Annotated in this window: 2 protein-coding genes; both read left to right on the top strand. The window is 40.2% G+C overall.

All coding sequences use genetic code 11. The annotated features are described in order from the left end of the window. The coding region (locus LHW48_09330) for a hypothetical protein (protein MCB5260652.1) at positions 1–1,558 on the top strand (1,558 nt) is incomplete at its 5' end. A 122-nt stretch (positions 1,559–1,680) separates the two neighbouring features. Beyond that, on the top strand, positions 1,681–2,567 hold an 887-nt coding region (locus LHW48_09325), incomplete at its 3' end, for a lipopolysaccharide biosynthesis protein (GenBank protein MCB5260651.1).

Below are 2,567 nucleotides of genomic sequence, written 5' to 3'. Positions count from 1 at the left end.
GGACAGAAGTATGAAACTTAAAACTAAGCAAAGTCTATGCCGCCTGCCGTTGGCACTTGTCATTCTGGCATTGTGCTCAGTCAGCATATTGCTTCCTGCCTGCGACAGTAGCACATCACCAAAAACAGGCACCTTTACAGGTAGGGTAGTCTTAGTAAATGATACCGTCAATCCTGACCTTGATCCGGCGGACTATTCAGGGGTTACGATAGCTCTCTACGAGCTAGCAGAGCTGGATACGACTATAACACGCATCAATGGATATTATCCTCATATTGGAGTAATGATTGGGCAGGAAACCGAGTTCGATCATCGGGATTCAATGCCGATCTATAAAACCATAACTGCATCTGATGGATCGTTTTCTCAGGGGAGCGTAGCTCTAGGACGCTATAATGTTGTAATATCGAAAGAGAATTGGGGAATAAGGTATTTTCATAATATACAAATTACGCCCGGTACAAATGACCTGAATAATCTTATAAGTATGGCGAATATCGAGCCAAGAACAACAACTGACATCAAGCTGTATCCTGAAGTAGTGCTATCCAGTTTCATTCAAGGCGATTTTGGATTTGATTCCTATAAGACATATGTTATTGAGGATGATCTAACGATTAATGGGGATGTGGTTTTCAACGAGGGTACAAGAATTGAGATTAATGCTATGAAAAGCATGATGATTAATGGAACTCTTAATGCTGAGTTATCTTCGAGTGGGTCGTATTCAATAGTAACCTCTGCTTACAATAGTCAGGGAGAAGCAACTCAGTCCGGAGGAATAGTTGTAAACGGAAATGTTATACTGGAAAACTGCGTAATCGAGTATTCCCTAAACGGTATTAAGATGAATGGTGCACAATCTATTGTCAGAAACTGCGTTATTCGCAAAAGCTCTGGAGGCATGGCTTTTGAAAACAATGAGCGTGTTGATATTAGCAATTCTATAGCATCAGTAATTAGGGATGCGATACCCTCTATATATACCTCATCCGGGGGTTTCTATGCATTAAGATGCGATGAAGTTTCGATCGATAATGTGGTGCTGCATAGCAACACAGCAGGAGTAAAGATTAAGGACTACTGTGATGCCCAGGTGCGAAACTCATTTTTTGTGTTAAACAACTACGGAGTCGAATCATATGCATCTCTCACTACAATAGAAAACAACGTTTTAGAGAAAAACGGTAAGTATGATGTTCGGGTTTGTGGCGGTGAGTTTGATCCAGTCATCCAAAGGAACTATTTACTATCAGACAAGGGCATCTGCATAGGGCTTGACATGAACTTTAACTACTACGACTGTACGCCGATTATCCATGACAATAACTTCCGAGATAATGAAGTGGCCATGCACATCATTGGTTTTAACAGATTTGATGTAGACGCATCGATGAATTACTTCTATACATCGGATGCTGAAATGATTAAGACCCTTATTATCGATAGAGATGATTTCGTATACCATGGGCATCCTAACATGGTGCTGGATAGTACTGGTAAAATTAACTATACTCCATTTCGTTCTTTCCCTGTTCTTGGGGCAGGAATCGAATGATATCGCATTTATGGGTCGCTTTGGCTAGTTGTTTCGGTCGCAGCAGCTCTAGTGTAAGTCTTTTTTAAGGTAGATTACCAAAATGGTTGAAGGAATAAGAACTGAGCATCAGAAATAAAACCATCTCCGGTCTTAAATGGAGCTTCACCGACAGCATGGTGAATCAGGTCATTCATTTCGTATTTGGCGTAGTTCTAGCAAGGCTCTTAAGTCCTACCGAGTATGGGATAATTGGCATGAGCATGGTTTTCATAACGTTCTCAGAAGCAATTGTGAACAGTGGCTTGGAGCAAGCCTTGATTCGAAAGCAAGACTGTACTGAGGACGACTACAACACTATGTTCTACACTAATATTGGTCTGGGGATTGCAATGTTTGCTCTTCTATACTTTGCAGCCGGATCAATAGCCAAGTTTTATAACAATTCAGAACTTATTCTTGTCGTGCGAATCATGTCTCTAAATCTTGTTATAAATTCTTTTGGAATAGTAGAAAGGGCGATCCTTACACGCAATATAGATTTTAAAAGACAAACAAAGATTAATGCATGGTCAAGTTCGATTTCCGGGCTTATTGGTGTGTCTATGGCATTTATGGGCTTTGGATATTGGAGTCTAGCCATCAAAATGATAAGCCAGAATCTGATCAGGGTATTGCTTCTTCACTTGTCATCGGTATGGAAGCCAACACTAAGCTATAGTGTGTCCGCTTTTAAAGAGCTGTTTAGTTTTGGTTCACGCATACTTGGATCCAGTATGTTAAATTCAATATATACAAATATATACAGCCTGGTTATTGGGAAGTACTTTTCAGCAGCAGAGCTTGGCCTGTACAGTCGAGCAAGTCAGTTTCAAACTCTTGTCTCATCAAACATAGAATCAAGCACGCAAAGAGTAACTTACCCGATACTATCACAAATTGTTGATGATGAAGAGCGCGTGAGAGCCGCTTATAGAAAGTTAATTAAACTTACTTTTTATATTAGCGCCATAATGTTATCACTAATGCT

It is taken from the genome of Candidatus Cloacimonadota bacterium (genome assembly GCA_020532355.1).
In the GTDB taxonomy this organism is placed as follows: domain Bacteria; phylum Cloacimonadota; class Cloacimonadia; order Cloacimonadales; family Cloacimonadaceae; genus UBA5456.
Note: the sequence above shows the minus strand (reverse complement) of the source record. Positions and strands in the feature narration are given on the sequence as shown.